Origin of the sequence: Sporosarcina sp. NCCP-2222, from assembly GCF_023168145.1 — a bacterium.
GTDB lineage: Bacteria > Bacillota > Bacilli > Bacillales_A > Planococcaceae > Sporosarcina.
The window spans coordinates 83,710-90,504 of the sequence record NZ_BQYK01000007.1 but is presented as its reverse complement, the minus strand read 5'-3'; the positions used below and the strand labels follow the sequence as shown (position 1 = coordinate 90,504).

At 39.9% G+C, this 6,795-nt stretch carries 7 protein-coding genes; 5 read left to right on the top strand and 2 right to left on the bottom strand.

Going from position 1 to position 6,795, the window contains the following annotated elements; all coding sequences use genetic code 11:
- Positions 1-83: 83 nt before the first annotated feature.
- On the bottom strand, positions 84-350 hold the full coding sequence (locus NCCP2222_RS15030) for a YqhV family protein (RefSeq protein ID WP_375709195.1): 267 nt from the start codon (positions 348-350) through the stop codon (positions 84-86).
- A 182-nt stretch (positions 351-532) separates the two neighbouring features.
- Entirely contained in the window at positions 533-1,168 is a 636-nt protein-coding gene (locus tag NCCP2222_RS15025) for a 2OG-Fe(II) oxygenase (RefSeq protein ID WP_375709194.1), read from the bottom strand.
- A 389-nt stretch (positions 1,169-1,557) separates the two neighbouring features.
- Here NCCP2222_RS15025 and NCCP2222_RS15020 point away from each other — a divergent pair, with 389 nt between their 5' ends.
- From NCCP2222_RS15020 to NCCP2222_RS15000, 5 genes are all read left to right on the top strand, one after another.
- Positions 1,558-3,642, top strand: a complete 2,085-nt coding sequence (locus NCCP2222_RS15020) for a methyl-accepting chemotaxis protein (protein WP_248513159.1) — start codon at positions 1,558-1,560, stop codon at positions 3,640-3,642.
- A gap of 164 nt (positions 3,643-3,806) precedes the next feature.
- A complete protein-coding gene (locus NCCP2222_RS15015; RefSeq protein ID WP_248513158.1) occupies positions 3,807-4,238 on the top strand; it encodes a hypothetical protein in 432 nt (143 codons plus the stop codon).
- A gap of 50 nt (positions 4,239-4,288) precedes the next feature.
- Positions 4,289-5,014, top strand: a complete 726-nt coding sequence (locus tag NCCP2222_RS15010) for an alpha/beta fold hydrolase (RefSeq protein ID WP_248513157.1) — start codon at positions 4,289-4,291, stop codon at positions 5,012-5,014.
- A gap of 333 nt (positions 5,015-5,347) precedes the next feature.
- Entirely contained in the window at positions 5,348-5,989 is a 642-nt protein-coding gene (locus NCCP2222_RS15005) for a hypothetical protein (protein WP_248513156.1), read from the top strand.
- An 18-nt stretch (positions 5,990-6,007) separates the two neighbouring features.
- A complete protein-coding gene (locus tag NCCP2222_RS15000; RefSeq protein ID WP_248513155.1) occupies positions 6,008-6,586 on the top strand; it encodes a histidine phosphatase family protein in 579 nt (192 codons plus the stop codon).
- Positions 6,587-6,795 lie beyond the last annotated feature (209 nt).

Genomic DNA, 6,795 nt, shown 5'->3' with positions numbered 1-6,795 from the left:
AATGAAAAAGCGTCTTTGATTGGCTTGTTGGTTTGGTGTTTGGGCACGAACCTCCAGATTTAAGAGCGGCACATGCCTTGGATTCAGTTGGATTTTAAGCTAATAAGAATAAGCGTAATCCCGGCGAAAAGACAAATCATTCGTGTGAGAGAAATTTTTTCAGATAGACCGATTAAGGCAAATGCTGTAGTAATGATCAATACACATGGTCCTACAAGAGCTAGTAGCGTATTGATGTAAAATGCTTTTTCCAAGTCATTGAACTTGTACATTAACAGGGCTGCCGTAATATCCACACTGCCAGAAAAGATTCTCAATAAGATAATCATTAACAATGCTCTTTCAATCAATCAAGTTCCTCGTTCCCTTCTTTGTATAGTTCTCCGATTGTCCGTTTCCTACTATATGTAAGTTGGCTGTGATTCATTATGGAAACTTTATTGGATTAATTAGGGGGCTAGTATCCTATGCCTGTTAGCTTTAAATCACAAAAAAAGACCGCCCTATGTTTTCCACACAAGGCGATCTCTTTTTATCTGACTTTTTGCTTTCTCATCCACTGCGTCGCGACCCACTTTTCACCTGTAATCACAGGTGCTCCGCCGTGCAGCGTTAGCTCATTTACCGCTTGGTCGTTGTAAAAGTACTCAAAGTAGACGGCCATCCCTTTTTTCGGTGTTACGGAAAAGTTCAGCTGAGGGAAGAAGGTTTCTCCGCCTTCTTCCACATCATTTAAGTACATGACGAGCGTGCTAATTCGATTGTTTGTTACTTTGCTGGATGCAGAAAAGTAATCATAATGTGCTTTATATTGTTGCCCCGGCGTATACCGAAGGATTTGAAGGCATTCTCCATGTTCGATGGGAATATTCATGATTGCTGCAATTCTATTTTCGACTCTCGTGACAATTTCGTTTTCGCTTTCTTCCATAAACATCCCGCTGCTCGTTCTTAGTTCGTTTTCTACGTGTGTCGTCCCGATCTTCGAGCGATTCATTTTGTCCTTCGACATTTCGATCAGTTCATCGCACTCTTCGTCGCTCAATACATTCCCTAGAACTACGATTAATGGCTCTTCTAATCGGGCGACGATTTCAATTTCTCGATCTGTCGTGATTTTACTTCCTATGTGGTTAAAAATGGTTTGCTCTTTGTTCTCCGCTATCAACTGTAAACACCTCTTCAGTCGTTTAAATTTCAAAACAAAATACATTCTAGCCTAATGGGTTTATGTGCAATAACGGAATACTTGTTGGGGTTCCACATCCTTTTGGAATTAAATTCAATATATTTTAGCACGCTGATTTATATCTAGTAAATGTTAAATGAAGGGTTTTTTTGAACGTTTTCTAAAAACATCTGGAGCTGCAGGACGAAAATATTTTGAAGAAGGAATAATAAGGAGAAGGGTTGCAGGCACTGGTATTGTAAGCGTTGGTATCAACAAGAAATAATGGAAAAATATTATTCTAATAATATTTTAACTTCATACTATATAATTTCTTTAACCAACCGATAATACTAAGGAACTAATATAAGAAAGAGGAGTTAAGGACTATGAAGAAGATGGGAACATTTCAGAGAAATTTAATATTCACCTTAGTTATTTCAATCTCAATTCTCGTCATTTCGATTGTTGCCATCAACTATTTTCGAAGTCAAGAGAGCTTGGAAGTAGAAAAAGAGGAAACGGAAAAGCTGATCGAGGATCATTTATTAAGTGTAATTGAAGGTTCTGATGTGGCTTATTCGATTATCGAGGAATCGCTCTCTGGGAAAATGGAGGAATTCACGAGAACCCTGCAAGAAGAGTATGCGGAGAATCCCGATGTGGCCTCGTGGGACTTAGAGGCGTTCAAGAAACGATTTGACGGATTTGATATTTTTATCATTAACGATCGTTTCGTTATTGAGTATGCAACGAGGGAAGCGGATCTGGGACTCGATCTTAAAGAATTTGGCTTGGAAAAGCTATTGCAGCAGCGAATGGATTCGGGTGCCTTCTTTTCGGATCGTTTAGAGATCAGTGAAGCGACAAAGGAAACCAATAAGTTCAGCTATACGGCTACTTCTGATAAGAAATATATGATTCAAATCGCCGCGACGGCTGATCAGTTTTCTGATTTAATTCAATCCATGAACCTGGAAACAATTTCAACTGAGTTAAAAGAGAAGTATCCTTACGTGAAGGATATTGGCATTTACACCATCACAATCGATGGAGAGCCTGCCTATTCCATGAATCAGAAGGATGCCAATGGGGAAGCTGTTCTCTTATCCGATTCCTTGATGGATGAAGGAAAAAAGGCAATTGCTAAAGAGAAGGAAGTCATTGTTCGAAATATTGATGGGGAAGAGGGGATTGTCTATAAACTCATCCCTCAAATAAAAAAGGATGCCAATGGTGAAAATACATATCGACAATCGCGCCTGCTTACTTTGACGTATGATGAGAACTATTATAACGATCGATTGCATGCGAATAATGTAACATCTATTATCATCGTACTCATTTCTGTCATCGTTTCGGTTTTATTATCAATTATCATTGGACGACGGGTATCTAAACCGATTCACCAGTTCAGCCAAGTCATTAACCGCACAGCGCAATTAGATTTCACTAAAGATGAATATGTTGAGAGCTTATTGAATCGTAAAGACGATTTTGGCGTGTTAGCGGAGCAGTATGAGGGAATGCTTGCTTCGGTTCGAACGGCTTTTGATAAGGTAATTAGCTCATCTGATCAATTACTCGCGATGTCGAGTGAATTTACAGCCAGCGCGGACGAAACAAAAATTGCATCTATCCAAATTGCTGATTCCGTGCAGCAAATGTCGTACGAAACGGAAGGACAAACGAAGACGGTCAACCACGCGGTATCCGATATAAGCACGATCACCGAGGAAGTACGGGACCTGTCCGAAAAAATGAGCAAGGTGAATGAACTCGTTCAACATACCGTTTCGATCTCGACCAATGGAAATACAAGTGTGGCCAATACGGAAAAGAGTATGGAACAGATCAATGCCTATACTAAACAATCGAAGGAAACGGTCATTGCCCTGCACGAAAAATCTTCGCAAATTGAGGATTTCTCGAAATTCATAACATCTATTGCGGAACAGACCAACCTACTGGCCCTCAATGCTGCCATTGAATCAGCCCGTGCAGGGGAAGCAGGAAAGGGCTTTGCCGTCGTTGCGGATGAAGTCCGAAAACTTGCGGAGGAGTCAAGCAATGCCGCCAGTCATATTCGCAAGCTCATTAGCGAAATTAAACAAGATATCTCCCATACCGTTGACAGCATGACAGATGGATATGAAGCTGTCCAAAACGGATCTGCCTTGGTCAATAGCACAGGGGAAGCATTCAAAAGCATTTTACAGGCAGTCCATACTGTCTCTGAACAATCATCAGAAGCGACAAGCATTTCTGCCGAAGTCGAAAGCGTCATGGGGAATTTATTGAACTCCATCGAGCAAATTTCTTCGCTGTACGAGAAATTAGCGATGCACTCCGGTGAAATTGCTGCGACAACGGAAGAGCAAACGGCTACTGTGGAAGAAGTATCGTACGCCGCCAGAAACTTAGCTGAGATAGCGGAAGACTTAAAGAACGAAATTGGAAGGTTTACCGTTTGAGTTTTAGTAGAGAGTAATTGATAATCCCGTTGGAAAGCGTTTTGCTTTCTGGCGGGGTTCTTTTGTTTGAAGGAAATAGTTCTTTTAAGAGGGGTTTTCATATATTTGGGAGAAATAGAGTAGGGGTTGGATTGGTTTTTGGATAAAAAAAGGATGTGATACATATGGAATGGAGAGAGATAAAGGGAACTGAGGATATAAATGAGCTTCTAACGAACTTTGGTTACTTTCATGATAGCTGCTTAAAAGAGATGGTCATGTGGAGTGGCTTTCATGTAAATGAGGAAACCATGACATTTGGAGATGGGCTGCCTAACAACGTACGTATCCTTTTTCAAGGACATTATAAGGAAACGTCAGCAATTGAGTTGTTATTCGAAGGGGTTGAAGAATTGCATCTAGGTAACGCCGGATTTATCTATGATGTAACTTTCACTTATCAAGATGGGATGTTTTTTTGGGCGGATCTGTATGGGGTGGAACGAAATGATATCAGGAAGGATGTTACCTGGGTTGTATCAAAGAATATTAAATGGCGTGATGTAAGTCACTGGCTGGGTGATGCCAGAAGATATGGAGAGTTGGGTAGCAGTTGAGGTGAAAAGTATTTTTCAAAGAAAAGTATTGAGGAAAAGAGAGGGAAGTCATGAAGTTACATTACTACGAATGGAGGAATCCAGACAAGCCAACCTTGGTTTTTTTGCATGGCCTAGGCTCTTCTGGTTTAAGTTTCGGCGAACTCGCACGTCATACAATGAATGATTTTCATGTTATTTCTTTAGATTTGCCGGGACATGGGGGAACGGCTGGCTTGGCAAACGAGGAAGATTATCTGCCGTCAAGAATGGCTCAACGAATGCATCACATGCTTCATGCACTGGTGCTAACGGACATATATCTTGTGGGACATTCATGGGGGGCACATCTGGCGTTGTATGTGGCTGGATTGTATCCTAAAGCCATCAATGGAGTCATCTTATTGGATGGCGGTTATTTTCAGCAAGACCATTTCGGGGATTCTTTGGAACAGCAGCTTACAGATGTGGATGGTTTCATAGAAAGCATTCGTTTTCCTTCTTGGGAAGCAATGCTAACAGCAGAGAAAGCAAATTCTTCAAGATGGTCAGAACAAAATGAAGCGGCAGCTTTAGCTCAGTTTACTGAGATTGAAGGCGAGATTCGACTGGCAGTATCTCCTTTTACAGCAAAATCAATCATCAAAGGAATGGACCAGCAGCCTACAGCGGATATCTTTTCACAGGTTCAATGTCCAGTTTTCTTAATGTACAGTACATTACCTGAAGAGTTGGAGTATGTAAGGCAAGAGGCCATTAACTTTTTTGAGGATGGTATCCCACAACTGAAATTTTAAATATCCCTGAAACGAGCCATGATATTTATCAGGATGCTCCGGACGTAATTGCTCGAAACATAAAAGAGTGGGTCAGTAGACAAGTTTCTTTTTCAAACTAGCCAGTTTGTATACTAAACGTATTAAAGAAGGAGGGATAAAAATGAATTTATATTTGTTATCAGTCTTCTCATTATGGTTGCTTCATTTTATTTAAGAATAAATTGACCTCCTTAAAATCCTGTTGTTCACTTGTATCCATGATTTTTTTATGTTGGTCATTTCACCAGTTTGGTATGAAAGGTTAGGGTTTAATTGGGTTTCAACAGCTATAAGTAGAGAGTGGTGAGTAAGATGGTTGAAAGTAAAATGGAGAAGCGTGAAAAAGAATCTAAATATTTCCAACCATTAAAACATATTTCTTCACGTATTCTAGAAATGGAACGTAAATCGGAATATGGATTGAGGGTGGCTTCTAAATGGAGTGAAATAGTCAAATATACTTTTAGGGATGGAGATTATCCTGTAGTGCATCCCATTGGTCGGGAGACTTTCTCTTTATATGCGGAGTTCCCATTAGGGGTGTTTGAGTATGCATTTGACATAGATGGTGCTGCATCCCATATTGTAGCAGAGGAGATTCAGTATGAAACTAAGAATCCATCTACAATGATAGCTTCAGTTGATGCAAATAATATTAATAAAGATTTAGATAAAATGAAAAAGAATCATAAGAATCCTGTGATGATTATTGAAAGTCAGTATCTAACGAGGAGCATGCCATATTGTATTAATGGAAATCACAGGATATTTGAAGCTTATCATAATGACGAAGAGCAAATAGATGTGTATGTATTCAAAGAGCTCGAATTCATTTCTTTTTTCTATGATGCTTTAAGCAAAGCTATCTATTTGTTAGAGATGGATTATCACAATGTAATTCAAAGTGTTACCTGGACTGATAACGAGAAGCATGCTGCCTACACCTATTTCTAAAATTATGGTGGTGATCATATGGAGTTACTATTTATTCGTCATGGCCAGGGAGAGCATACACTAGATATACCTGATAGCTTTCAAATAAAAAATCCTTCACTAACATCAAAAGGCGTAAATCAAGCAAAGCTGCTGCGTAACAAGTTCCTCTTAACGGAAGATGATGTGATCCTCATAAGTCCTCTTAAAAGAACGATCGAAACAGCTTTAATCTGGTCTGAAAACGTGGAGTGCCGTAAGATTGTGACTCCCAAAGTGGGCCCAAGGATTTTTCCCACGCGTCCTGATGGAAAGACTTTGCCCTGTGATGAAATCATTGATTTTGCAACTCTGAAATCTGAATATCCGGATCTTGAATTAGATTCAGATGCAACTGCTAATTTGTGGCGGGGCGGAATTAATACTTTGCCGGAGCATGAATTTGATAGTGTTGCACGCGACTTGAGTGAAGAACTTAGGTCATTAAAAAGAAAGAGAGTTTTTATTGTTTCGCACGATGGCACGATTACGGCATATCGCCAGTTTATCACAGGGGGCAGGTTATCAAGAAAAGATTTTCTTGATGAAACAGGCTCGTATAGATTGGTTCTTGACTAACCCGTAGAAGAAACCGAAGGTTAGCCAGGTTCCGAAGGCGAAAAAACCTGGCACAACTCTCTTTCAGGCAGGATTAAAGTGCACGAAGATTGATTTATATTCCATCTGTAAGAGCATGCTTTAACCCGATGCATGGAGTGAAATTGTTAGGGCAAAGAAATTTTTAAAAACATGCCTATTGACAATCAAAGCAGTGTTATGTTAAATTT

What these genes read in the sequence shown, in the direction of transcription:
- NCCP2222_RS15000 (WP_248513155.1), top strand. Translation starts at nt 6,008, where the DNA reads ATGGAGTTACTATTTATTCGTCATGGCCAGGGAGAGCATACACTAGAT.
- NCCP2222_RS15020 (WP_248513159.1), top strand. Translation starts at nt 1,558, where the DNA reads ATGAAGAAGATGGGAACATTTCAGAGAAATTTAATATTCACCTTAGTT.
- NCCP2222_RS15005 (WP_248513156.1), top strand. Translation starts at nt 5,348, where the DNA reads ATGGTTGAAAGTAAAATGGAGAAGCGTGAAAAAGAATCTAAATATTTC.
- NCCP2222_RS15015 (WP_248513158.1), top strand. Translation starts at nt 3,807, where the DNA reads ATGGAATGGAGAGAGATAAAGGGAACTGAGGATATAAATGAGCTTCTA.
- NCCP2222_RS15010 (WP_248513157.1), top strand. Translation starts at nt 4,289, where the DNA reads ATGAAGTTACATTACTACGAATGGAGGAATCCAGACAAGCCAACCTTG.